The organism is Pontibacter ruber, from assembly GCF_023630205.1.
GTDB lineage: Bacteria > Bacteroidota > Bacteroidia > Cytophagales > Hymenobacteraceae > Pontibacter > Pontibacter ruber.
The window spans coordinates 605,533-629,218 of the sequence record NZ_JALPRR010000003.1; the positions used below are offsets into that span (position 1 = coordinate 605,533).

A 23,686-nucleotide genomic window follows, 5' to 3' on the forward strand; every position below is an offset into this window, starting at 1 on the left:
GACATGCAGGTAAATCCCATTAATCTTTATTACATCCCGAAAAATTAATTCAGACAAAAATTCACTCATTCAAATTTAACTCTATGAAAAATTCATCTATTCAATCGTTTCTACTTGTCGCCAGAATCCTGGTAGGAATTACCTTTTTAATAGCAGGTTTGCATAAAGCTTTGTTCTGGGATGGGCCTGCCATGTGGATGGCTTCTAAAGGGCTGCCGTTTGTGCCTTTGCTGCTGGGGATAGCCATGGTAACGGAGCTGACAGGTGCTCTGCTGCTGTTTGCCGGTATCAAGGTAAAACAAACCGCAATCGCGCTGGTACTGCTGTTGTTGCCTATGACCTTTATGATGCACACCTTCTGGAGCATGGAAGGCATGATGCAGCAAACCGCAGTTATGGACTTTATCCAGAACATCGCCATTATAGGTGGTTTGATTGCCCTTGCTACTTTGGCGCATATGGCAGCAAAGCAGAAAGTAGTTTAAAATAAATTGATCACAGCAGCCGTGCTTCAGTTAATGGAGCACGGCTTTATACTTTGTTAATTATGGGACACCATCACCATCATCACGGGCATCACCACCATCATCATCATGCTACCGGCAATATCCGTTTCGCTTTTTTTCTGAACCTGGGCTTTGCCATACTTGAGCTGATCGGCGGCTTTTTTGTGAACAGCGTAGCCATTATGAGCGACGCGCTGCATGACTTTGGCGATGCCTTTACCCTGGGCGTCAGCTATTTTCTGCAGCGTAAATCAGAACAGGCTGGCAACACCCGCTATACCTATGGCTACAAACGCTACTCGGTGGCAGGGGCTATCCTCACATCGGTTATACTTATATTGGGTTCCGTCTTCGTGCTGAGCGAAGCTTTCGAAAGGCTCCGGAGCCCCGAAATGCCGGACCCTTATGGCATGCTGCTTTTTGCTATACTTGGTTTGGCAGTGAACGGGGCAGCTTTTTTCCGCCTGCGCGGAGGGCATAACCTGAACCAGCGGGCTGTGTCGCTGCACATGCTCGAAGACCTGTTGGGTTGGGCTGCCGTGCTGGTGGTAAGCATCCTTCTTTTCTTCGTGGAGTGGCCGTGGCTGGACCCGCTGCTCTCGATCGGTATCTCCTGCTTTATGCTGTTTAATGCCGTGAAAAATACCTGGTCTGCATTTAAGATTCTGCTGCAGGAGAACCCGCTGGCAACCGAGCTGGATAAGGTGAAAGAGCAGGTGCTTTCGGTAAGTGATGTGCAGGAGGTGCACCAGCTAAAAGTATGGTCCCTGGACGGCGAGCATCATGTATTGTCGGCGCACGTGGTGGTGGAAAGTATAAAAGAACCCACCGCCGTTGCTGCCCTCAAACAGCAGATCCGCCACCTACTGGAACCCTTTGCCATAACAGACGCGACGCTGGAACTGGAACAGGCAGGGGAGCAGTGTACGATGAAAGTATAAATTGTTTATCTGGGGAAAAGCGAAGGCCGCTACTTTTAAGTAGCGGCCTTTGTTGTTTATTGATTCTATCTTTTCAGAGGAGAGAACTGTCTCCTAGAGGGTAGGGTCGTTTCATTCTCCAGTTGCTGGCGCGGGTTTGCAACCCGTGTCTTACTATAATGTTGGATTTGTAATCCGACTTGGCCAGAGGCCCAACCTATATCTGGTCACGAGCGAGGACGCTCGCGCCATAGGTATGGTATTTTCCAGAATGAAACAACCCTAACCTCAAAGGTACAGTTCTCCGAAATTTTGATATGCTGCAGAAAGGTTTGGAACAGGCAACCATTTATAGTCTCTGCCACAGCCTCCCTTCCTTTTGCAAAGGAAAGCCAGTTACAAACTGGCTGCAAACTAGTGCCACATTTACGCTGACGCTAAACTTGCGGCAGGAGTACGAAACTTATACTTCAAAAATTCTAAGGTAGCGCTTCACGGATCGGTTGAAAGCTTCTTTGGCTCCGGTTGCGATAACCTGTCCTTCGAAGGCGCCGTGGATGGTGTCGAACGAGAGCGGGGCAATACGACGGCTGATCTGCTCGATGGCCTTTTTGGGGAGCGGCACCAGGTTGGGGTAGCTGTACATCATCGATACATGTTTGCGGTCGCGGGTTACGTAGAGGCTATCGCCGGTGAGCAGGGCGCCTTTGCTGTGCCTGGGTAAGTATAAAACCGTGCTGCCGTCAAAGTGCCCGCCCGTATGCACCACCTTTATTCTGTCCCAAAGAGGCAACGCATCACCCTTCCATAGTTTGATACGGTCGCTCTTGTCCTGTATCCATTGCGTGTCGTTTTCGTGCAGGTAGATCGGGCAGTTGAAGGCTGCGGCCCATTCGGCCATCAGGCTGTAGTAGTGCGGGTGCGAAATAGCGATGGCTTTGATACCTCCCAGTGATTGGATATAGGATACGGTCTGTTCATCCAGATACGGAATGCAGTCCCAGAGTACATTGCCGTTCTCCGACAGTACCAGGTGTGCTTTCTGGCCAATGGCAAAATCGGGTGTGATTTTAAGCTCGTACAGATTTTCCTGTAGCTTAGCAATTTTTATCGTGCTCTTTTTGGCCAGGTTGTGATAGCTGGTCCAGGTCTGGCCGCCATCGCCTACATACTGCCGCTCGTCTTCGCAGATGGGGCAGGTATCGGTCTGGATTTTGGATGTAGCGTAACGGGTGCCGCAGGTAGCGCAAATGTTTGGCTGCTGCGGGTCGCGTACGGAAAGGCTTATACTTTTAGGGCTGCTGCCCGAAAAGAAACTTTGAGCCGGGCCGGGCAGTAGCAGGAGCGATGAGCCCAGCAGCGAGTTTTTCAGGAAAGATGTACGATTCATAGTATGCTGTTTTACGGTATAAATTGTTGTTTAACAGCACAAATGTCCGTGTTCTGATGGCCTGCCTCAATGGACAAAGCCGTGGTTGTTCTGCACAAACAGGTTATGCAGGTACCGGCTCCGACACTTTGTTGCGAAAAGCCACGGGAGAGACACCCGTATTTTTGGTAAAGAAACGTGTAAAGTAGGCTGCATCCTCAAAGCCAAGCTGCGCGGCTATTTCTTTTACAGAGAACTGCCCGTGGTGCAGCAGGCGCCTGGCTTCCAGCACCAGCCGTTCCTTTATCAGCTGGCTCACATTTTTGCCTGCGTACTGATGGGTGATCTCGTTCAGGGTGCGGGGTGTCAGGGCCAGGGCATCGGCGTAGTCCTGCACGGCATGCTGCTGCTGGTAACGCTCCTCGAGCAGCTGCTTAAACGTGCGGTAAATCAGGTAGCGGGGCTCCGGCGCTGGTTGCCATACCTCCTGGTGCAGGTCTTTGAACTTGTATACCTGCAACAGAAATATCTTCAGATACGAAGCAATGATCACTTCCGACAGGCTGGAGGGTTGCTTATATTCCTGCAGCATTTTCTGCATGAGGTCGTCGAGCAAAGCCACGGCCGAAGCATCCAGGTGGAGCACCGGCTGCACGTTGATGTTATCAAAAATGCCATACTTGAGCAGCAGGTTCCCGGCGCCTGCTTCAGCCGCAAACACCGATTCGTTAAACTTCAGTACATAGCCTTTGGTAGGACCATCTTTCCGGATCTGGTGGATGTGGCTGGGCTGCAGCAGAAACAGGCAAGGGCCTTTAAAAGCGTAATCCCTGAAGTCGATGGTATGCGTGCCGCTGCCTTCGGTAATCCAGATGATCTCGTAGTAGGTGTGGCGGTGCGGACTTACTCGCCGCAGGGCTGCATCCTGCCTGTCCTGGTAAGAGGCAATGTAAAAGTCGCGGAAGCTGTTTTTGGTGAAGCTCTCCGTTTCGGTATAAACAGGGATGGGCTTGGTTGCCTTGGTCATAGTTTTGGGGTAGTTGCGGAGCCTGCAAAGATAAAAGTTTGCTGTCTTGTATGAGCTTTTGATAAACGTATAGCTTGCCGAAAATCTTCCGGCAGGCTTTACGTATGAAGGTATACTTCTTTTAAATCACTTCCAGGTTGCCCATCATGCCGTAATCCTCGTGCTCCAGGATGTGGCAGTGGTACATGACCTTGCCGGTATACTTGTGGAAAGGTATGGCAATGCGGACGGTGCTGTTGGCCGGCACATTCACCACATCTTTCCAGGCACGAAAAGGAGCAGGCACCCCATTTATACTTACCACCTGAAAGGGGAAGGTGTGCAGGTGAAACGGATGGTCCATCATCATCGGGTTTACAATATCCCATACTTCCAGGGTGCCGGCTTTCGCTGTCAGGTCGGTACGATGGTGATCGAAGGCTTTGCCGTTGATGGTAAACTGCAGCGGTTGCATGATGGCTCCAAATGTGATGGCTTTGTGGGCGGTGGCAGTGGCCAGATCAAGTTCCGGGATAGCTGTTAGTTTGGCTGGTAGCACTATTTCTTTAGCCTCCCCGGTAATGGTGAATTTTGCCAGCGTCTTGCCAGCTTCGGGTGTGTCTGTACTTGGTCCGGCCGGGGTGCGGCTGTAAGGCAGGTTCAGGAGTTGCAGCTCTTCCGCTTTGGTTGCTTCCACTAAAATATCGGTTCTCTCGCCAGGAGTAAGCAGCAGCGTTTCCATGGCTAGGGGTGCTTCCAGGAAGCCCCCGTCCAGGCCTATTACCTGCAGCTGTTTACCGGGGATGTTCAGGTTATAGTATCGGGCAGACGACGCATTGACAACCCGCAGCCGCAGCAGCCCGGTTAGGGCGGTCATCTCCGGTTGCTGCGCTCCGTTCACCAGCACCAAATCTCCTTCTTTTCCTTTTCCCCAGTCCATGCCGGCATGTGGCGCTACTTTTCCATGTTGCAGGGAAATGTCGTGCAGTACCAGCACTTTTTCGGTAGCAGAAGCAAGCGGCTCCAAAGCATCCACAGCACCACGAATGATAATGGGTCCTGCCAGGCCTTTGAACAACTGGCGTGTAACCTTGCCGTGGGCATGTGGGTGGTACCAGTACAGGCCGGCACTGCCTTCGGCAGCTTCGAAAGTATAACTCAATGATTCACCTGGCTCTACCGTCTGGTGCGGTTTGTCTTCCTCCGGCGACATAAAAATGCCGTGCAGGTGCAGGTTGCTCTGCTCGCGGAGCTGGTTTGTGAAATCAACACGCACCACATTGCCTTCCTGCACCTCGAGCAAGGGGCCCGGGAAACTGCCGTTGTAGGTTAATACCTCGGCCTGTTGCCCAGCAATGGCGAGGGTTTTTGGCTTTGCCGTCAGGTTAAAAGTGCGGGTGGGGTTATCAAGGGGTAAGGACGTGTTCATAGTTCTGTCTTGTGGCGTTTGATCTGTGGCAAAAGTATCAACCCGCTCTGCCGCAAGCGTTACAGGATTCTAGCGAAGGTTTGTAAGTATTTCAGGTGTTCAGGCGGGTTATACTTTCAGCACTTCCGGGTTTGCGATGTTGGCAGGGGTGCCATTGGCGAACGCTAATACGTTCTCGAAGGCTTTGCGGAAGTATAACTCGTAGCTGTTCTGCTCTACATAGCCCAGGTGCGGCGTGCAGATCACGTTAGGCAGTTGCAGCAGCGGGTAGTCTTTGTCGTAGATCGGTTCGGGTTCGTATACATCCACGGCGGCAAATCCGGGCCTGCCTTGCGTGAGTGCGTTCAGCAGCGCGCCTTCTTCTATCAGCTCTGCCCGGCTGGTGTTTACCAGCACGGCCTCCGGCTTCATCAACGCCAGATCGGCTGCCTTCGCGATACTTCTGGTACTGGCTGCCAGGCGCAGGTGCAGCGTTACCACATCGGTTTGCGAAAAGAAGGCTTCTTTGCTGGCAGCTGCCCGATGCCCATCCTGCACGGCCTGTGCCCGAGAGCCTTCACTTCCCCATACGATCACTTCTGCACCAAAAGCTTTGGCATAACCTGCTATAAGCTTGCCTATTTTTCCATAGCCCCAGATGCCGATCCGCTTTCCATTGACCGTGCTGCCGATGTTGGTTTGCCACTTTCCTGCTTTCATGGCAGCGATGGCCTGCGGTACCTGCCTGAGGGCATTCATGATCAGGAGCCAGGTGAGCTCTGCCGGAGCTACCGGAGAACCTATGCCTTCGGCTACTGCAATGTTATACCTGGTGCAGGCTTCCAGATTCAGGTGGTTCGACAGTTTACCAGTCTGGCTGATGAACTTCAGGTTGGGCAGCTGTGATACGAGTTCTTCCGTGATGGCCGTGCGCTCGCGCGTCAGCACCAGGGCATCGGCATCTTTGAAACGGGCTACTAGCTGCTTTGTATCTTTAACAGTATCGTTGTAGATGGTCACCTGATGACCTTCTAGCAACTGAAAGCAGGCTAAGGCAGGTACGGCGTTCTGGTAGTCGTCGGGAATGATGATGTGCATGTCTGGTAGTTTAGAATGGCTGCAAATATTGGCTAAATTATACTTGCATAAAATAGACAAACCGGTGCTTCTCCTGGACAAACAGGCTGCTTCAGTGTTTTCTCCCACGATCGCTCATGAAGCATGGGGTACCCGGCAATAAAATCTGGTGCATTTGCCGCAAGTATGGGGAATGATGGGTCAGGTATGTAAGAAGCCTATTTCAATGCCAACTGCAGGACAAAGGCACAAGTTACAAGGGCGCGGCATCAGGGAGTATGCTATAATAACGTCAGCTTACTTATACTCCTGCTGATAGGAATAATGCAACTTGATAGAGTCTGTTTTGATTGCACTTTTTATATAGTTGTTTCAATGATATTCTTAGGAAATCATATCATAATGTTTAACTATAACAGGTATAATCTAAAAATATTAAAAAATTATAGTGATAACAGGATCATGATTAACTAGTGGTATATAGTTGTTTACAAAAAAAATTGGTCTAAATACCCTTCTTTTGGAATATCTTTAAAAACTCGTAAAAATTTGTAAATATTTTTAGTCCAAAACCGTACAGACTTAAAGCTATATTTAAATGCAATAGTAATTGTGATAATTTACTGAATATTAAATATAGGTAATATATACGAAATGCTATTTTAATGTATTTCTATATTGTCGAAATTGACGCATTCAGTACTAAACTCTTAAACGCTATGAAAACAACTATACTTCCTTTCTTAATTAACGGTCAGCATATCTTATCCTCAGTGCGCTACCCATCGCAAATGCTAGGTTTATAGTATCCATAATATCAAGCATTTAACTTACAGGCAAAGAGCAGTAGCGCTCATTTGCATGGCAGCGCCTTGCCCAATTTTTCACATTTAATTATTCTAATACTAATTCTAAAAGTGCTATGAAAAAAAATTACTCTTACAGCATGCAAAACTCGCTGTCTACAAGGCGGCAGGTATATCAGTTCTTTTTTCCGCTATTCTTTTTGGCCGCCCTGTGCCTATCGAATAAGGCCCTAGCCCAGACAAATGCTTCAACAAATAACTACTCGACTCCAGTTACGGTCCATATGTCAACCAATGAGACTGGCAACATACTGGACTGTGACATTAAAGAAGTAAAAATAGAGGCCAGAGCGATTCAGGGTGACATTGAAAAGGAAGTAGAGAATGTGGTAGCCTATAATTGGTCAGGCCCGAACGGCTTTAGTTCAACGCAGAAAATCGTGACTGTTACAGAACCAGGGATGTACAATGTAGCTGTTACATTAGCTACGGGCGCAATTGCACGAAATGGGACCGAGATTTTAGGTTATAACTATCCAGAGAAATTCGCCGGACCGGACAAAGTGCTACTGCCGACAAGAAGTACTGTTCAGTTGGACGGGTATTCTAATAAACCATCCTATTACAGTTATTCCTGGGAAGCAAGCCAGGGCGGGAACATCGTTTCTGGAGCTAACACGCTTAACCCTCTTGTAGACGCACCCGGCACTTATACCATTACCCTCACCAGTCCCTCCGGCTGCACGATGCAGGATGATGTAGTGGTAACTTACGAAAGTAACCTTTTGGAGGCGCAAGTATGGAGTAATAATATGGGTGGATTTGATTGTAATACAACTTCTGCCGATTTGGTAGGCTATGCCTATTTTAATGGTAAATATGTCACAGAAGGCGTCACCTTCCAGTGGAGCGGTCCTGATAATTTTACTGCCAATACGAAAGATACCTGGGTCAAAGCGCCGGGTACCTATACTTTACTGGTAACGCACATTGCCACCGGAGAGACTGCCACTGCGTCCTGGACCTTTGCCGGCCCTAAGCTTCCTGTTGCCAGTGCCGGCCCTGACAAAAAACTGACCTGTGCCAATCCTACTGTAAGACTGGAGGGCACCGTGCAAGTTGGTGATCGTGTGATCTGGTTAGCAAGCGATGGTGGCAATATCGTTTCGGATTGGGATAAGCTAAACCCACTAGTTGACGCCCCTGGTACCTATACTATGATTATCTCCTTCTATACATCTACCTGTACAGCAAAGTATACCGTAAAAGTAACCCGCGAAGACATACTCACGGTGAGCGCCACCGGCGGAAAACTTGACTGCACAAAGGGCTCTATTCAACTCATGGGCTCATCCAATACAGAAGGGGTAACCTATAGCTGGGCCGGCCCGAACGGCTATACTTCTACTGAGCAAAACCCGACGGTGAAAGTGGCAGGCGACTATACCTTGACCGTCACTGATCCGGAGACTGGCTGCACCGCCTCCACCAGCGTGGCCGTGACGCCGGCAGCTACAGAGCTGGAGGTTACACACCACATGATCGACTTCAACGGCCAGAAACGAGGCCTAATCACTTCCATCGACACAGAAGCAGGTCCCGTGGCACTGATCGGCAGAAAACGAAACGCAGATGGCAACTATGCGCCTGAAAACTATGCCGCCATCTTCGACTCTCAGGACCCTACGGCCGATGACGCCAATCTTTACACCGTTGACTGGGCTGAAGTGCTTATCATCAATCAAAAGCAGGACAATCTGCCGGATGCCAACCAATGGGGAGGCGAGCTGATACTGGATTTCTCAGCCATAGGCCCCGTTACGATGGAGTCGATGAAAGTGGTAGGTATGGACGATTATGAGCAGATGTCGTGGATCTACCTGTATGATGCCGAAGGCAAGGAGTTGAACAAAGTATACCTGAAGCCTTTGGGTATAAACAGCAAGCAGACAGTCCAACTGGGTAACACCAAAGGGGTAGTGAAAATGAAAGTTGTGATGGATGGCAGAAACGGTTCTGGTCATTTCTCAGGCTCAGCCGCTATCGACGACATCAAGTTTCATAAAGAGACGGTTTCCAGCAGCCCATGTACTACAGAAGCCGTTAATTTTACGCATGCTGTTGCATACCCGACCTCTTTCAGCGACAAGGCCAAAATTGAATTTATTGTGCGCGAAACAGAAAACTACACCATCGACCTGTATGACACGCAAGGTATGTTGATCAAAAAACTGGATGCTGGTACGGCCAGAGCCGGCGAAATGACAACCGTTGAATTGAACGGCAGCGAACTGAAAGAAGGCATGTACCTTGCCCGCCTGGTAAGTGCCTCCGGATCTAAAACGTTTAAATTGATTCTGAAGCGTTAGCACTGTACAATCAGAATCCTATAAAGTATACGGCCCTGGTACTTGTTGTATTGGGGCCGTATGCATTTACCAATAGCCCAAGCTTTAGTCAGGGGCTTTAGCAGGAGGTACGTCAGGCTAAACCGGAATGTGGCTATGTGCCAGATGATGCCGCTACCCGAGGCTGTACCAATGTGGCCCTGGCGCAGCACACGCTTCTCCCGCACCTCTGCAGTATGGTTATGTCGGCCGCCATGATTACGATCTAACTCACAAGTATGGCCCTGTTTCCCGGGAAGGTTATTGTGTATGGTTCTTTGTCCGGGTGGTCCTGCCCGATAAAGAGCTTTCCACCCTCCATCCATACGGGTAGCATTACCTGGAGCTGTCCTTTGCTTTCTATAACAAGCCTGTTGTTGTACGTAAACTCATAGGTCTTTTCGCCTTTGTCGTAAAGTTCCTGTTCCCGTTCGGTCTCCTGGTTTCCGGTTTTCTTCGTGTTTGTTTTCGAGATTACATTCCACTTGCCCAGCAGTCTGGTGTCGAGGGGGCTCTGCCCGGTTTCATCTTTCTTTTGGCATGCTACAGACACGAGACACACGAAAAGGAGCAATTTGAACGAAAGAATTCTGGTCAGCATAAGTATGTTTTAAGAGTTAAGTAAAAGAACGGTTGAACCCGTAATTACAAGCCGGACTACTTGCCGGACTTGGCTTTGAAATAAATTCAGGTAGCGAAAAAACAAGCCCTTGCCTCACTCACGGAAGGGAGTGAGGCAAGGGCTATGCAGTAAAATTGGAAAGGAAAGAGCGAAAGTATAACCGTAATTGGGGTAATTCGCTACGACTGTTTACCCAAAGAGGCTGTTAATTCCCTCTGTAGGTGGCGTAGCCGTAGGGCGACAACGTGATGGGAACGTGGTAATGATCGTTGTCTTTTATCTGGAACACGACCTCGATAAAAGGATAGAAGCTTTCTGTTTTTTTGCTCTTGAAATAGTCGGCTACTAAAAAGCGAAGCCTGTAAACGCCTTCGTTTGCATTTTTAGTCGTCAGAAAATCTTTAATGCGACCGTTCTCATCGGTCATCTTCTTGTCCACCTGCTTCCACTTTTGGGTCTTGGTATCCAGTTTCTCCAGTTCAACCGGAACACCTCTGGCCGGCATGCCGGTAGAAATATCCAGGATATGACTTGATAACTGGTAGGTGGCGTTCTGAGCGTAAGCAACAGTAGTTGCCAGGACTAGCAATAGGGCAAAAGCTATTTTTCTCATAATCAAAGTATAAAATTAGTGTATAAGTATGGCTGGGTCTTCCATTGCCGCAGCTAGTGCAATGTTGTGGTCATTCTCCGGTCCGCCTCCGCCGGCAACGCCAATGCCTCCGATCACCTGTCCTTTGTACCAGATCGGGCAGCCACCGCCCAGCAACAACAGCTCCGGCAGGTTAGCCAGGTTGTGGGTGTCGGCGTTTGCGCGGGCATTGCGGGCCAGTAGCAGGGTAGGCGTTTTGGTCGAAAGCGAAGTATAAGCTTTTCTTCTGGCGGCTTCGGTGTTGTGCGGCCCTACGCCATTGCCCCGCGTCAGCATAATGACCTGGCCGGAGGCATCCAGAATGGCAATGCTCACGTCTTTATTCAGGGTCTTGGCTGCTGTCCGGGCGCGGTTTGTCAGTTCCATAGCAGCTTCCAGTGTGAGCTGGTGCGCTTCGGCTACATAGTTGGCCTGCACCGGATCAGTATTGCCTTTTTGTATCTTGTTCCCCTGCTTACCGGCCTGCGCCAGGGAAAGCATCGGCATGCACAGGAGTATAAGCAGCGTCAGTTTGTAGTGCATAATTATTTTTTTCACAAAGCTACCGGTGCTCTTTATGAAAAGCATTGCCCTAAGTCAACGTTTTCAGAGCTTGGCTTTTACTCTGCTCAGGGTAGAGGGGGAGAGGCCCAGGTAGGAGGCGGCCATTTTATTTGAAACACGCAACAGAAAATCAGGCTGGTGCTGAATGACCCATTTTACTTTTTCCAACGCATCAAATCCCTGGAAACCGTAAATCCGCTTTTGAGCGGTAATAAAACCTAGTTCCAGAATCTGCCTGTAGATAAATGCGAATTGCGGCACGGTATCAACCAGGTGGTAAAACTTATCTCTGGAGATTTTGAGGAGCTCGGATTTTTCGATGGTTTGCATGTACTCGCCGGCGGGCGTTTGGTCGATGAGGCTGGGCAGTGCTGTACCAAAACCGCCTTCGAAGGCAAAGAACCGGGTCGCCTCAGTCCCGTCTTTATTGATTGTATAAAGCCGGATGCACCCTTTGTTCACAAAATAATAATGCTGGCATACGTCGCTGAAATTCAGCAAGAGCTCGTTCCGTTTCGTTTTCAGTGGCTCGAAATGAGAGCAAATCAACTCAAGGCAGGCGTAGTCTATACTTGTTCTGCTTTTAATAAAGTTTTCTAAAAGGCTGTACATGGTGTTGGTTAGAGCTCTTCTTCTGAAAGCGACAGCTGGCTTCTGTATCTTTAGTATGTGTTTGCTGGTAAACCGTATTGTGGCTTTAATGTTTACGGTTTTGTGCCGCAGTGTGAGTTGGTCGCCTGTTTCCTATTCGGGAGCAACCGGACGAAAGAGCCAGATTTTATACTTTAAAAGCTTTCTCAAACCAAAACGTAGATACGGCCACTGGTAGAACAGTTTTTTAGCTGCGTGCACCATTGCCCAACCTGAGTTAATGAAAAACGGTTTTACACAGGCACTTGCATCGCATTCGCTTGCTGCTCCAAGTATAAGCCCCTCGTTTAGAAGATATTGTGTACCTTGAAGCTGTGAAACCTAAAGACAATTTCCCGGTTCTCGGCATACACGAGTATCAGCAAGCGCTGCAACAAGACAATGGCCTGCAGTTTCATCTGATACTAGGGGAGCAACACATCGAAAAGCCACACAAGCATGACTTCTTTGTGCTGCTTCTGATCGAGAAAGGGAGCGGAACACATACCATTGATTTCCGGGAATATGCGGTAAGCGACCACCAACTGCACCTGTTGTTTCCTGGCCAAGTACATGCTTGGGATTTGGGTGAAGAGACGCTGGCTTACCAGCTCATGATCAGCCAGGCTGTGTTCGACATGTTCTCTACCTCGCTTGAGTTTACTTTTGTGCTCTATCAGAAGCACCCAGTCCTGCCGCTTTCCTCCGAAACCTTTCAGAAGCTTCGTTATGAGTTTCAGGCCATCCAGGGTGAGCTAAGTATGGAGCCCGTGCACTGGAACATCATTAATTTAAGAAACCGGCTGATCGTCCAACTGGTAAGTCGTGAGGCCAATGACAGGCACAATTCTTTAAGGGCATACCGCTTGGTGCCGGCGCTGCTGAAGTATCACAACCTGGTAGATGTATACTTTAAGGAGCAGAAAACAGTAGCCTTCTATGCCGACCAGCTACACATCTCGGCAAATTACCTGAACATACTTTGCAAAAGGCACCTCCAGGTGCCTGCCATGTTTCTGATACACAACCGATTCTTGCTGGAAGCCAAGCGATTGCTGCATGCTTCTGAACTTTCAATCATGGATATTGCCTTTGAGCTCGGCTTCAGTGACCTTGCTCATTTTTCTAACTTCTTTAAGAATAAAACAGGAGTTTCGCCGCGCTCTTTCCGCAGCCAGTTATAAAATTGACAAGTTTTGGCAGAAACTCTGCATCTCTCCTCTCAGGAGCAGAGGCTATCTTTGTACCTTCTAAACAACAGCACTATGGCTCCTCACCTCTTAACCCGCAAAGATTTTATTAAAAGTTCTTCTATACTTCTTGCTGGCAGCAGCTTGGCTTCCTGTACCGGCTTTCTTGCAACAGCACCACAGGAGACCTCTCAACAGGATACCTATCAGGCTACCGCTAAGACCCTTTCTATGAAAAATGTCAGCCTGGAGACTGGCTTTGAGTATGAAGAAGGCGAGGTAATCGGCACCAAAACCGGATTGTTCACCATCGAAATCAGCAACGGGAAGATAAAAGCCGTTCTGCCCAACAACCCTAAGGCCAACGCACTGGATGCCCAGGGGCTTCTGCTGCTCCCTGGCTTTAAAGACATGCACATACACCTGGACAAGACATTTTACGGCGGTCCGTGGCAAGCCCGTCGTAAGAAGAACAGAACAGTGCAGGACATGATTGCCTATGAGGAACAGGTGCTTCCGGAAATGTTGAACACATCCACCGAGCGGGCGGAAAAACTCATTGAGTTATTGCAGTCGCATGGGGTCAGCTTTGCCAGAAGCCACGTCAATATCGAACCTGCCTCGGGGCTTAACTCCCTTAAAAACCTGCAGCAGGCGCTTGAGCACAAGAAAGACAGCTTTGATGCGGAGTTGGTTGCCTTTCCGCAGCATGGCATACTACGTTCTAAATCGGAGCAGCTGATGAAAGAGGCCGCTACCATGGGCATAGATTTTATAGGTGGGTTAGACCCAGGCTCTATTGACGGCGATATGCAGAAAAGCATGGACTTTGTAGTGCAACTGGCGCTGGATCAGAACAAAGGCATCGACATTCACCTGCACGAAGGCGGAGAGTCTGGTCTGAAAACAGTGGAATACCTGATTGACCGTGTAAACGAGAACCCTGTACTGAAAGGCAAAACGTTTATCAGCCACAGTTTTGTACTTGCCAGGCTTGAAAACCAAAAGCTGGAGGAAACAGCAGAAAAGCTGGCCGGCGCCAAGATAGGCATCATTTCCACCATCCCTTTCGGTAAACTGATCATGCCTATCCCGACACTTTACAAGTATGGCGTAGACGTACGCACCGGCAATGACTCTATCATTGACCACTGGAATACCTTTGGCTCGGGCAGCGTCCTGCAGAAAGCGAATCTGATGGCGCAGCTGTACGGCTATTCCACCGAGTTTGAGCTTTCCAGATGCCTGAAGCTGGCTACGCACAACGTCCTGCCGCTGGACGATAAAGGAAACAGGCAATGGCCACTGGCGGGTGACAATGCCGATCTGGTACTTGTGGACGCGAGTTGCTCGGCTGAAGCTGTTTCCCGTATATCGCCTGTAAGAGCACTGATTCATAAAGGAAGTATCGTGTACCAAGCTCCAACTGTATGAGCACACTGCTGTTAATTTTTTCGTTCATCTTTCTTACATCCTGCCAGACAGAAACTGCTATGCATACGCCCACTACACAAAGCTCAATAGTTGAGGCCGTGAAAAGTAAGAACATACAGGAGGTAACAGCGGCCCTGAAGAACGGCGCTGACGTGAACTCGACAGACGCACAGAAAAGATCGCTGCTACTTTTAGCCACACACCATAACAACCTGGAGATGGCACAGCTCCTGGTAAAGCACGGTGCCGATGTAAACCAGCAGGATGCGATAAAAGACAGCCCTTTTTTGTATGCAGGAGCCTCCGGGTACACAGAGCTGGTGAAATTATACCTGGAAAACGGTGCCCGCTTCAATGTGTATAACCGCTACAACGGAAGTGCCCTGATCCCGGCATGCGAACGGGGGCACCTGGAAGTAGTGAAACTGCTTGCCCATACCAAAGGCTTTCCGATAGACCACGTAAACCGCCTGGGCTGGACAGCCCTTATGGAAGCGGTAGTATTGGGAAATGGAAGCAAGACCTATGTAGAGGTGGTTCAAACACTGGTGGATGCTGGCTGTAATACCAGTATTCCGGACAAGGACGGCGTAACAGCTCTGCAGCACGCCCGCAAAATGGGTTTTTCAGCCATAGCCAGCGTACTGGAACAAGCCCGCTGAAGTTCCTATTCCAGCGCGCCAGTTATATAGAGCACGTAATCAAAAAAACTTCCTGTTTAAGAAACAGATCAGTCTGTAATTCTTAAGCAGGAAGTTTTCTGGTTTTCTATCCCTAGACTGCGGGATGAGTAATGCAGTCTTTTATTTTCCGTTAGCCTCCAGCCACTTTCTGGCATTTACGAAAGCTTCCATCCACGGTGATACTTCATCGTGACGGCCTTTCGGGTAGTGTGCCCACTGCCACTGCAGAAGCGATCGCTCGATGTGCGGCATCATCACCAGGTGACGTCCTGTTTCATCGCATAGCATGGCGGTATTATAGTCAGAACCGTTCGGGCAGGCAGGGTAGGTGTCATACCCGTACTTGGATACGATCTGGTATCTGTCTTCCAGGTGAGGGAAGCTAAAGCGACCTTCGCCATGCGACACCCAAACACCCAGCGTACAGCCGGCCAGGCTGGAGAGCATCACCGATTTGTTTTCCTGAATGGTCAGGGACGTAAAGATACTTTCGTGTTTCTGGCTCACGTTATGATGCATTTTCGGCTTCTTGTCGTGGTCCATGTTGATCAGGCCAAGCTCTACAAACAGCTGGCAACCGTTACAGATACCTACCGACAACGTGTCTTCGCGCTTAAAGAAGTTCTCGATAGCTGTCTTCGCTTTCTCGTTGTACATAAAGGCACCGGCCCATCCTTTGGCCGAAATATACCTAGTATCAGAAATACCTTTATCGGCTTTCAGAGCTATTTATATAGCAGTAGAGTAGCTGATCACATCTTTCCCCCCATTCATCACATTTATTTGATCCCCTTTTCCCAGTTTCCTAATCTTATATCGGCTGAGGCACTGGAAGGCTTTGGCCGAACATGCTAACCCAACATTACTATGGAAACGGGACAATACCACTTTGGCAGTAACTATTCGAATGGGCTGCAGCGTTGAAAAAAACCAGTCTGCTGCTGCTTTCGCTGTATGGCGCGCTGGGCCTGCTCGGAGAGCAGCCTGTGTTGCTGCAACTGCTGCACACGCTGCGGGAGTTCGCCACGGAGCGGCTCCTGCTCGAGGAGCTGGATGTGCTGCGGCAGTCGGGGCAGCTGCTGCACTTTGTGCTCGATGTCCTGTTTTAGCGCCTTCCGTCACAAAAACTACCGTGTTCATTACATTTATTACTTATACTCAACGCTTTAATTTATGATCGTTTCATGGATGATATGACATTAGACAACCCCATCTCCAAACCTATCCAACGGAACAAGGTAGAGTTTTGGGCCGTCACCGCTATCTTCGTTTCCTCACTGTTTTCTCTTTTTATAGACCACAGTCCGAACGAGTATGAGTTTATGCGGGCTGGTGTAGTGTATAACTACTACGAGCATTTTTTCTGGCCCCAGCTCGTGCGCTATACCTGTATCTATCTGGCTTTTTTGCTGCTCAACTTTAAAGTAGTACCGCGCTTAATGCGCAAAGAGGCGATTTGGTGGCATGTACTGCTGCTCGTGCTCGCCTTTTTTGGGGTAGGCCTACTGACCGGCGTCACCGACACCTATTACAAAGGTCACCTACTACCGGCCTATTATTCGGTAGAGGAATTCTGGGAAGATATTTTCCAGGGCAGTTTTCAAAACACCCTGTGGTTATTATTGGTGTTCAGCTTTTATACCTTCATTAAGTATGTGGCGCATTATCTCCTCGACAATGCTGCAGCCATTCAGGCGCGGTATCGCCTCATAACGCAGGAGGTTATTATAGCGGCTATGGGCTGGTTGGTCAGTGTGTTCATTATGGTGATGTTCAACATCGGCGATAGTGAGACCGCCTTGTGGGCGATCATTTCCCTGAATGCGATCATCCTGTATGTTGTTTCGTCTCATTACCTGATACCAGCAGCCCGCAAGGCAAAACGGCCATTCCTGGCGTACCAGGCCCGTGTGCTGCTACTACAGGCATTGGCATATGTGCCTGTTTTCCTGCTGCTGCTGGTTGCCTTGCACAGTGAAAATAGCGCATTCGAAATCAGCTTTTTGAACGCTGTGTTCCAATTCCTGGTAACCGGCCCTATTACCTGGCTGATCTACAAACGCCAGTTGGCAGGCAAGGAAGAGATGGTAGTGCTGAAAAAAGAGCTGGGCACCACCAGCGCCAACCTGGATTTTCTGCGCTCCCAGATCAACCCGCACTTTTTGTTCAATGCCCTGAACACCCTCTACGGCACAGCCCTGCAGGAAAACAGTGAGCGCACGGCACAAGGTATACAGATACTGGGCGATATGATGCGCTTTATGCTGCACGAAAACCACCAGCAGAGAATCCTGCTTTCCCGCGAAATCGAGTACATCCGCAATTACATTGATCTGCAGCTACTGCGTACATCGGCTTCGCCCAATATCACCATCGAAACGAAGATCGAAGATGAAGTAGGCGACAAGTATATCGCGCCCATGCTGTTGATTCCCTTTATCGAAAATGCCTTTAAGCATGGGATTAGTCTCAAGCACAAGTCCTGGATCCGGATAAGTCTGCACAGCGACCAGAATAAGCTATACTTCGACGTGTACAACAGCAAGCAGAAGAAGTCGGAGCAGGACCCGGAAAAAGATAAGTCAGGTATAGGATTGCAGAATGTGAAGCAGCGCTTCGGGCTACTTTATCCCGATAAGCATGAATTGATCATTCGTGATTCGCCGGAAGAATTTTTTGTGCACCTCACCCTGCAGTTGTAGGCCAGCGTGTATATGTTGCTTTCATCCATTAAAAAATCAGCATCATGAAAATAGTATTGTTCTTTTTCGGCTTATTTATTTTCGCTACAAGCGTATCAGCTCAGAATTTCCAGACAACTAAAATGGACAGCTTGCTTTCCTTGTTAGAAAAACATGATAAAGCAATGGGCAGTCTGTCGGTCTACCATAAGGGCGAAAGTATATACCAAAAATCAATTGGCTACGCCGATATAGATAAAAAGGTGAAAGCAACGGCTAATACGCAGTATAGGACTGGCTCGGTTTCCAAAATGTTTACCGCTACGCTTGTCATGCAGCTGATTGAAGAAGGCAAATTATCATTAGAAACCAAATTGGCTAAGTTTTACCCCGAATTACCGAACGCAGATCAAATAACAATACAGCAACTCCTACAACATCAAAGTGGAATTTTTGATATTGTAAAAACCCCAAATTTCAACGAGTGGATGGTAGAAAAAAGAAGTAAGGACGAATTGTTGATCAAAATCAAAGAAAACGGCAGTGTATTCGCTCCAGGGGAAAAAAGGGACTATTCCAATACGAATTATATCATACTATCTTTCATTTTGGAAGATATTGAAAATAAAGATTTCGCTAAAATTCTGGAAAAGCGGATCGTTAAACCCCTTAAACTAAAAAATACTTATTACAGGGAAAATAACCCTAAAAAATTCGTGTCAAGTTCCTACGAAAAGAAAGATGGCGTTTGGGAAAAACCTTCACATATTCACTTAAGCATTCCCCGTGGAGCGGCAGGGATAATTTCAACTCCAGAAGATCTTAATAAGTTTATAAACGGTCTCTTTGATGGAAAATTAGTATCTGAAAATTCCCTTGCGACAATGAAGAAAGAACCTGGAATTGGAATGTACCCTATTCCTGTTTTACAGGAAGAAAAAATGATTGGCCACATGGGGGGTATGGACGCATTTAAGTCCCTTCTGGTTTATATTCCTAAACAAGACATGACTTTTGCATTTACCTTTAATGGGGTTGACTATCCTTATAAAGAAATTGTGATGGGAATCTTTTATATTCTGTTAAATAAGGAATATGATTTACCACAACTGGAATCTGTATATTAACGAGCGTGCAGGTGAGCAGCAGGTATTGCGTGTGCACCCGCGAGTTTATTCCCGACAGCTACAAGGCACAGCTGATCAGGCTTGGGACAAAAGCCTGTAATTGGATGCTGCACTATTTCCTGACTTTTACAGTGCTTTTTATTTGAAACAGAGGTAAAATTAGGAAACCCTAAACAGGTTTAGATTAAAAAGAACAGGTATGCGCGCAATAGCGATAGACGACGAACCAATGGCCCTGGAAGTGGTGCGGGCACATGCCGCCAAAGTGCCCTTCTTGGAGCTGCTGGGCTGCTTTACTGACGCCTTTAAGGCACTGGAATTCCTGCAAAACGAGTCGGTCGACCTGCTGTTTCTGGATATCAAAATGCCCGATATCTCGGGACTTGAGTTTGTGACAAGCCTTCAGAAAAAGCCGATGGTGATCTTTACGACCGCTTACACTGAACACGCCGTCACGAGCTTTGAACTAGACGCAGTTGATTACCTGCTGAAACCATTCTCGCTGCCCAGGTTTATTAAGGCCTGCAATAAGGCACAGGAGCTGCTGCAACTGCGCGGTACTTCCCCCGCGGTACCCGTTAAGGACTATCTCTTCCTGAAGACGGGCTACGAGCAGGTGAAGGTGTTTTATGACGATATACTATACTTGGAAGCGGCTGGCAATTACGTGACCTTTGTGCTGAAAGATAAGAAACTGCTCTCGCGCATGACGATACAGGAGCTGACCGAGCAACTGCCCGCCGACAGCTTTGTGCGGGTGCACCGCTCGTACATCGTAGCCAAAAAGCAGATCGACAAAATAGAGCGCCACCAGGTATGCATCAAAGGAAACGAAGTGCCCGTAGGCGCTTCCTATCTGCAGCTGCTGCAGGGGATGTCCATCTGAAAAGCGAAAGGGGCTATGGAAATTTCCATAGCCCCTTTCGCTTGATAAGTGGATCAGCTATACTTATTGATTCGCTTCCAGCCATTTTCTGGCATTCACAAACGCTTCCATCCAAGGTGATACTTCATCGTGGCGGCCTTTCGGGTAGTGCGCCCACTGCCACTGCAGGAGGGAGCGCTCGATGTGCGGCATCATCACCAGGTGACGACCCGTTTCATCGCATAGCATGGCGGTATTATAGTCAGAACCGTTCGGGCAGGCAGGGTAGGTGTCATACCCGTACTTGGATACGATCTGGTATCTGTCTTCCAGGTGAGGGAAGCTAAAGCGACCTTCGCCATGCGACACCCAAACACCCAGCGTACAGCCGGCCAGGCTGGAGAGCATCACCGATTTGTTTTCCTGAATGGTCAGGGACGTAAAGATACTTTCGTGTTTCTGGCTCACGTTATGATGCATTTTCGGCTTCTTGTCGTGGTCCATGTTGATCAGGCCAAGCTCTACAAACAGCTGGCAACCGTTACAGATACCTACCGACAACGTGTCTTCGCGCTTAAAGAAGTTCTCAATGGCAGTCTTGGCTTTCTCGTTGTACATAAAGGCGCCGGCCCATCCTTTGGCGGAGCCCAGTACGTCGGAGTTAGAGAAACCACCCACTGCGCCAATGAAGCGGATATCTTCCAGCGTTTCTCTTCCGGAGATCAGGTCAGTCATGTGCACGTCCTTCACGTCAAAACCTGCCAGGTACATGGCATTCGCCATTTCGCGCTCCGAGTTGCTTCCTTTCTCGCGGATGATGGCCGCTTTTATTCTTGGCTTGGAAGAGTCGATTACCGGCTTCTTCCCGTCGAATCCTTGCGGGAAGGTATACTTGAGTTCGTGCTTCTTATAATTGTCGAAACGCTCTTTGGCGCTCACCGGACCGCTTTGCTTGATGTCCAGTAGGTACGAGGTCCTGAACCATGTATCGCGCAGTTGGGCAATATCGAAGCTATACGCATCGGCACCGTTTTTCAGTTCAAGGGTGGCTGTAGATGTAGCTATACCTATTTTGTAGAAAGGAACATTGTTCGCATCCAAGGTAGCTTCTACGTCAGCTGATGCCTGGAACACCACGCCGATGTTTTCTGCGAAAAGCACTTTCACGCTGTCTTCCTCACCGAGTGAGCTGAGGTCGATGGTGGCACCCAGGTTATTGTCCGCAAAGCACATCTCCAGCAGGGTCGTGATCAGACCGCCGCTGCCAATATCGTGGCCTGCTTCAATTTTACCTTCTTTGATCAGCCCTTGCAGCGTGTTAAAGGCATTGCTGAACAGGGCTGCATCGGTAATATCAGGTGTTTCGTTACCTATTTTGTTTACGATCTGCGCAAAAGAGGAACCGCCCAGTTTGAAGGCGTCGTTGGACAGGTTGATGTAGTAGATGTTGCCGCCATCGCGTTGCAGTACCGGCTCCACCACCTGGCGCACGTTGCTGCAATTGCCTGCGGCAGAAATGATCACTGTACCCGGTGCGATCACGTCCTCTTCTTTGTACTTCTGCTTCATGGAAAGCGAGTCCTTGCCGGTCGGAATGTTAATGCCCAGGGCAATTGCGAAGTCAGAGCAGGCTTCAACCGCCTGGTATAAACGGGCGTCTTCGCCTTCGTTCTTAGAGGCCCACATCCAGTTGGCAGAAAGTGAAACGCTCTTTAAGCCATCCTTTAGCGGAGCCCACACGATGTTGGATAATGACTCGCCAATGGCGTTACGGCTACCGGCTGCCGGGTTGATCAGCGCCGAAATAGGGGAGTGCCCGATGGAAGTTGCTATACCTTCTTTGCCCTGGAAGTCCAGTGCCATCACACCGCAGTTGTTCAGCGGCAATTGCAGCGGACCAGCACATTGCTGCTTGGCTACACGGCCGCCCACGCAACGGTCTACTTTGTTGGTAAGCCAATCCTTACATGCTACCGCTTCCAGTTGCAGCACCTGCTCCAGGTAAGTATAAAGCTGATCTTTATCGTAAGTTACCGGCTGGTACGTTCTTTCAACTGTCTTGTCGGTCATCACCATTTTAGGCGAGCTGCCGAACATGTCGCTCAGCTCAAGGTCCATCGGCTTTTCGCCGGTAGAAGCTGACTGGAAGGTAAAGCGATGATCTCCGGTCACCTCACCCACGGTATACATCGGGGCGCGTTCGCGTTCTGCAATGCGCTGGAGGGTTGCAATATCTTCTTCACCGATCACCAAACCCATACGCTCCTGCGACTCATTACCGATGATCTCTTTGGCAGAAAGGGTAGGGTCGCCTACAGGAAGTTTATCCAGGTCTATTTTACCGCCTGTTTCTTCCACCAGTTCTGAAAGACAGTTCAGGTGGCCGCCGGCACCATGGTCGTGGATCGAAACAATTGAATTGTGATCGCTCTCCACCATGCCACGGATGGCGTTTGCCGCGCGTTTCTGCATTTCCGGGTTAGAGCGCTGGATGGCGTTCAGTTCGATGCCTGTTCCGTGCTCGCCTGTGTCGGCTGAGGATACGGCGGCACCGCCCATACCGATGCGGTAGTTTTCACCACCCAGGATAACGATTTTATCGCCGGTTTTTGGGTGTCCTTTTTGTGCCTGGCTTGCTTTGCCGTAACCCACGCCACCGGCCAGCATTATAACTTTGTCGTAGCCCAGTTTACGTGGGGCCTCCAGCTCATCTGCTTTCTCGTCGTGCTCGAACGTCAATACCGATCCCGTGATCAGCGGCTGTCCGAATTTATTTCCGAAATCTGTAGCTCCGTTAGAAGCTTTGATCAGGATATCCATTGGCGTCTGATACAACCATTTTCTTTCTTGCGTGGCTTTCTCCCAAGGGCGATCTTTTTCCAGGCGTGACAGGGCCGTCATGTACACAGCCGTTCCAGCCAGCGGAAGGGCTCCCTGACCACCAGCCAGTCGGTCGCGGATCTCACCACCCGAACCAGTAGCTGCTCCGTTGAAAGGCTCTACCGTTGTCGGGAAGTTGTGCGTTTCTGCCTTTATCGAGATAACCGATTCAAACTCGCTTACCTGGTAGAAATCCGGCACATCGGCACGTTTGGGAGCAAATTGCTGTACTACAGGCCCTTTCACAAAGGCTACGTTATCTTTATAAGCCGAAACAATATCGTTCGGGTTTGCTTCGGACGTTTTGCGGATCAGTTTGAAGAGCGAAGTTGGTTTTTCTTCACCATCGATCACGAATTTGCCGTTGAAGATCTTGTGGCGGCAGTGCTCGGAGTTCACCTGCGAGAAACCGAATACTTCGGAGTCAGTCAGTGGTCTGCCCAGTCTTTCAGAGAGCTGGTTCAGGTACTCCACTTCTTCCTCGCTTAGCGAGAGTCCTTCCTGCTTGTTGTAGGCTGCAATATCGGTAACCGGCAGTACAGGCTCCGGCTCGATATTTATGGTGTAGATTTCCTGATTCAGTCCGTTATACTTTTGGGAAAGCATCGGATCGAAATCCGTGAAATCTTCGGCTACAATTCTAAACTCTTCGATCCGGATAATCCCGTCAATACCCATGTTCTGGGTGATCTCCACGGCATTGGTGCTCCAGGGAGTGATCATGGCAGCACGAGGGCCAACAAAAAAGCCACTCAGCACAGTTTCCTGCTTTAGAGTGGCGTTGCCGAATAACCATTCCAGTTTCTGGATGTCTGTAGCGTTTAGTTCCCCCTCAGATTGTAGGGCGTAAACCGTTTCAGGTTGACTAAAAAAGAAGTGAAGCATGCTTGTTTTTGTTTC

Annotated in this window: 20 protein-coding genes; 10 read left to right on the forward strand and 10 right to left on the reverse strand. The window is 49.1% G+C overall.

What is annotated here, in order from left to right; translation table 11 throughout:
- Positions 1 to 83 precede the first annotated feature (83 nt).
- Both MJ611_RS14410 and MJ611_RS14415 read left to right on the forward strand, forming a co-directional pair.
- The gene (locus tag MJ611_RS14410) at positions 84 to 485 is read left to right on the forward strand and encodes a DoxX family protein (protein WP_250430590.1); all 402 of its coding nucleotides are present in this window, start codon (positions 84 to 86) and stop codon (positions 483 to 485) included.
- 62 nt (positions 486 to 547) lie between these two features.
- Entirely contained in the window at positions 548 to 1,447 is a 900-nt protein-coding gene (locus MJ611_RS14415) for a cation diffusion facilitator family transporter (RefSeq protein ID WP_250430591.1), read from the forward strand.
- Positions 1,448 to 1,889: 442 nt separating this feature from the next.
- Here MJ611_RS14415 and MJ611_RS14420 read toward each other — a convergent pair whose 3' ends face one another.
- From MJ611_RS14420 to MJ611_RS14435, 4 genes are all read right to left on the reverse strand, one after another.
- Positions 1,890 to 2,816 carry an MBL fold metallo-hydrolase gene (locus MJ611_RS14420; protein WP_250430593.1) on the reverse strand — a complete coding sequence of 309 codons (927 nt, stop codon included), beginning with the start codon at positions 2,814 to 2,816 and terminating at the stop codon, positions 1,890 to 1,892.
- Between the two features lie 103 nt (positions 2,817 to 2,919).
- The gene (locus MJ611_RS14425; RefSeq protein WP_250430595.1) at positions 2,920 to 3,822 is read right to left on the reverse strand and encodes a helix-turn-helix domain-containing protein; all 903 of its coding nucleotides are present in this window, start codon (positions 3,820 to 3,822) and stop codon (positions 2,920 to 2,922) included.
- 121 nt (positions 3,823 to 3,943) lie between these two features.
- The gene (locus MJ611_RS14430; protein ID WP_250430597.1) at positions 3,944 to 5,230 is read right to left on the reverse strand and encodes a multicopper oxidase family protein; all 1,287 of its coding nucleotides are present in this window, start codon (positions 5,228 to 5,230) and stop codon (positions 3,944 to 3,946) included.
- Between the two features lie 108 nt (positions 5,231 to 5,338).
- Positions 5,339 to 6,307 (reverse strand): D-2-hydroxyacid dehydrogenase family protein, encoded by a 969-nt coding sequence (locus MJ611_RS14435; protein WP_250430599.1) that lies wholly within the window; start codon positions 6,305 to 6,307, stop codon positions 5,339 to 5,341.
- Between the two features lie 1,069 nt (positions 6,308 to 7,376).
- On the opposite strand from MJ611_RS14435, the gene MJ611_RS14440 reads away from it, so the two are divergent.
- Positions 7,377 to 9,461, forward strand: a complete 2,085-nt coding sequence (locus MJ611_RS14440; RefSeq protein ID WP_250430601.1) for a T9SS type A sorting domain-containing protein — start codon at positions 7,377 to 7,379, stop codon at positions 9,459 to 9,461.
- Between the two features lie 244 nt (positions 9,462 to 9,705).
- On the opposite strand, the gene MJ611_RS14445 is transcribed toward MJ611_RS14440, so the two are convergent.
- From MJ611_RS14445 to MJ611_RS14460, 4 genes are all read right to left on the reverse strand, one after another.
- The gene (locus MJ611_RS14445) at positions 9,706 to 10,080 is read right to left on the reverse strand and encodes a hypothetical protein (RefSeq protein ID WP_250430602.1); all 375 of its coding nucleotides are present in this window, start codon (positions 10,078 to 10,080) and stop codon (positions 9,706 to 9,708) included.
- Positions 10,081 to 10,306: 226 nt separating this feature from the next.
- A complete protein-coding gene (gene uraH, locus MJ611_RS14450) occupies positions 10,307 to 10,714 on the reverse strand; it encodes a hydroxyisourate hydrolase (protein WP_250430604.1) in 408 nt (135 codons plus the stop codon).
- Positions 10,715 to 10,729: 15 nt separating this feature from the next.
- Positions 10,730 to 11,290 carry a heme-binding protein gene (locus MJ611_RS14455; protein ID WP_250430606.1) on the reverse strand — a complete coding sequence of 187 codons (561 nt, stop codon included), beginning with the start codon at positions 11,288 to 11,290 and terminating at the stop codon, positions 10,730 to 10,732.
- Positions 11,291 to 11,338: 48 nt separating this feature from the next.
- Positions 11,339 to 11,908, reverse strand: a complete 570-nt coding sequence (locus MJ611_RS14460) for a Crp/Fnr family transcriptional regulator (protein ID WP_250430608.1) — start codon at positions 11,906 to 11,908, stop codon at positions 11,339 to 11,341.
- A gap of 353 nt (positions 11,909 to 12,261) precedes the next feature.
- Here MJ611_RS14460 and MJ611_RS14465 point away from each other — a divergent pair, with 353 nt between their 5' ends.
- The 3 genes from MJ611_RS14465 (at position 12,262) to MJ611_RS14475 (ending at position 15,212) form a co-directional block, all read left to right on the forward strand.
- The gene (locus MJ611_RS14465; protein ID WP_250430610.1) at positions 12,262 to 13,110 is read left to right on the forward strand and encodes an AraC family transcriptional regulator; all 849 of its coding nucleotides are present in this window, start codon (positions 12,262 to 12,264) and stop codon (positions 13,108 to 13,110) included.
- An 81-nt stretch (positions 13,111 to 13,191) separates the two neighbouring features.
- On the forward strand, positions 13,192 to 14,550 hold the full coding sequence (locus MJ611_RS14470; RefSeq protein ID WP_250430611.1) for an amidohydrolase family protein: 1,359 nt from the start codon (positions 13,192 to 13,194) through the stop codon (positions 14,548 to 14,550).
- Positions 14,547 to 15,212 carry an ankyrin repeat domain-containing protein gene (locus tag MJ611_RS14475; protein WP_377497142.1) on the forward strand — a complete coding sequence of 222 codons (666 nt, stop codon included), beginning with the start codon at positions 14,547 to 14,549 and terminating at the stop codon, positions 15,210 to 15,212. The genes MJ611_RS14470 and MJ611_RS14475 overlap by 4 nt, the downstream gene beginning before the upstream one ends.
- A 141-nt stretch (positions 15,213 to 15,353) precedes the next feature.
- Here the strand turns inward: MJ611_RS14475 and MJ611_RS14480 are convergent, their stop codons facing one another.
- Complete coding sequence (locus MJ611_RS14480; RefSeq protein WP_317233150.1) at positions 15,354 to 15,962, reverse strand: phosphoribosylformylglycinamidine synthase subunit PurQ; 609 nt, start codon at positions 15,960 to 15,962, stop codon at positions 15,354 to 15,356.
- A gap of 191 nt (positions 15,963 to 16,153) precedes the next feature.
- Here MJ611_RS14480 and MJ611_RS14485 point away from each other — a divergent pair, with 191 nt between their 5' ends.
- From MJ611_RS14485 to MJ611_RS14500, 4 genes are all read left to right on the forward strand, one after another.
- Positions 16,154 to 16,342, forward strand: a complete 189-nt coding sequence (locus tag MJ611_RS14485) for a hypothetical protein (protein ID WP_250430616.1) — start codon at positions 16,154 to 16,156, stop codon at positions 16,340 to 16,342.
- A gap of 84 nt (positions 16,343 to 16,426) precedes the next feature.
- Positions 16,427 to 17,935 (forward strand): sensor histidine kinase, encoded by a 1,509-nt coding sequence (locus MJ611_RS14490; RefSeq protein ID WP_250430618.1) that lies wholly within the window; start codon positions 16,427 to 16,429, stop codon positions 17,933 to 17,935.
- Positions 17,936 to 17,979: 44 nt separating this feature from the next.
- Positions 17,980 to 19,041 carry a serine hydrolase domain-containing protein gene (locus tag MJ611_RS14495; protein ID WP_250430620.1) on the forward strand — a complete coding sequence of 354 codons (1,062 nt, stop codon included), beginning with the start codon at positions 17,980 to 17,982 and terminating at the stop codon, positions 19,039 to 19,041.
- A gap of 199 nt (positions 19,042 to 19,240) precedes the next feature.
- A complete protein-coding gene (locus tag MJ611_RS14500) occupies positions 19,241 to 19,927 on the forward strand; it encodes a LytR/AlgR family response regulator transcription factor (RefSeq protein ID WP_250430621.1) in 687 nt (228 codons plus the stop codon).
- Positions 19,928 to 19,990: 63 nt separating this feature from the next.
- Here the strand turns inward: MJ611_RS14500 and purL are convergent, their stop codons facing one another.
- Positions 19,991 to 23,671: a phosphoribosylformylglycinamidine synthase gene (purL, locus tag MJ611_RS14505; protein WP_250430623.1), complete on the reverse strand. Its 3,681-nt coding sequence runs from the start codon at positions 23,669 to 23,671 to the stop codon at positions 19,991 to 19,993.
- Between the last annotated feature and the right edge of the window lie 15 nt (positions 23,672 to 23,686).